This window comes from Microbulbifer okhotskensis, assembly GCF_023895975.1.
GTDB lineage: Bacteria > Pseudomonadota > Gammaproteobacteria > Pseudomonadales > Cellvibrionaceae > Microbulbifer > Microbulbifer okhotskensis.
Genome location: NZ_JALBWM010000330.1, coordinates 1 through 780, shown reverse-complemented (window position 1 = coordinate 780; position 780 = coordinate 1). Strand labels below are relative to the sequence as shown.

1 protein-coding gene is annotated in these 780 nt (G+C 42.7%); it reads right to left on the bottom strand.

All coding sequences use genetic code 11. The annotated features are described in order from the left end of the window. Positions 1-139: 139 nt before the first annotated feature. Positions 140-454, bottom strand: a complete 315-nt coding sequence (locus MO867_RS22365; RefSeq protein ID WP_252473277.1) for a hypothetical protein — start codon at positions 452-454, stop codon at positions 140-142. Between the last annotated feature and the right edge of the window lie 326 nt (positions 455-780).

Sequence of the window (780 nt, the reverse complement as noted above, 5' to 3'; positions counted from 1 at the left end):
CTGACCGTTCTTTTCCAGGGGATTAACTGATGCACTTCAAAGTTGAATGCAGGTACTGATAAATTCAATTCCCGCCAAAAAATTATTAAAGGTGTTCAGTCCCAGTAACTAATGCACCCCCTCAACAGAAATCCCGGTATTACAGCTGGAAGTAAAACCATCCTGTAGAGCCCCCTGATAATTGAGCTGACGTGCCGTCCAGTAATATACCCACCACGGTTTCGTTATAAATCACGGAGCAACCATTTAAATCCAGGCTTCCAACAGGCCCCGTCATAGTCAAGCCCAGGGTGACACCACAGACCAAATCTTGATCAAATACTACCGCAGTTGTAATAATATCCCCACACTCGACATCGCCATCTGCCTGGGCAGACCAAGATATCCACACAAAAGATGCCGCAATAGAAACCACCAAAACGGTTCTTACTGTTTTGCCACATATCATCTTCATGCTGAATCTCCCTGGATACAGCCAATAAAACACAGAATCATACTGATTCTGTGTCAGCTGACGGCAACAACCATAGGAAATCTATCTTTTAAAACATAGTAAATAAGTTTGCCTTCAGCGCGTCAACCAATGCCAATAGGAGTCCTAAATTAGGATATGTTAACCTTGAAGCCCAACCTATTACAGAGCACTACTGTTATAAAATAGGAAAATTTAATCCAGACAACTAGGGTCTGCAGAGTCGAAAGTATTATTTCTCCACAAGTTAGTACTATCAACACTTCGGACAATTTCATGCAGCTATAGCCCCATAGTCACTGTACCGC